This is a genomic window from Acinetobacter sp. Brlt_5, assembly GCF_051949055.1.
Lineage (GTDB): Bacteria > Pseudomonadota > Gammaproteobacteria > Pseudomonadales > Moraxellaceae > Acinetobacter > Acinetobacter indicus.
This window is the reverse complement of the sequence record NZ_JAYJLP010000055.1, coordinates 1-374: the sequence shown is the minus strand read 5'-3', so window position 1 is coordinate 374 and position 374 is coordinate 1. Positions and strand designations below refer to the sequence as shown.

Annotated in this window: 1 protein-coding gene; it reads left to right on the top strand. The window is 27.0% G+C overall.

Annotated features, from left to right (window positions below; all coding sequences use genetic code 11):
• Positions 1 to 132: 132 nt before the first annotated feature.
• Positions 133 to 374: hypothetical protein (locus VF685_RS14080; protein WP_271747998.1), on the top strand; the 242-nt coding region annotated here is incomplete at its 3' end.

Genomic DNA, 374 nt, shown 5'->3' with positions numbered 1-374 from the left:
TTTTTGTTTTAAAATAAATTAATTCTGTACAAATAGGTTTGTACGTAATCTACTTATTATTTTTTATTTAATTAGTTGAATTATATATATTTAATTTTGTACAAAATCTAATTTTAATAAGAGGTGTAATTTATGGGCGAAAAAGTCAAAACTTATGCAGTCAGGTTAGATCCACAAGTAGCAGAATTCTACGATCAATTGGCTAATTCAGAAGGAATCAGAACCAGTAAATTATTCAGTAAAATTTTGACCAATGATTTTCAATCTATTGCTGTTAAACAGCAAGCCGATCGTATTGAGGATCTGGTGAATCGATTAGAAAAGCGAATAGATGATTTTGAGGAAGATAATAATTTTTCTGAAAAATACTATGA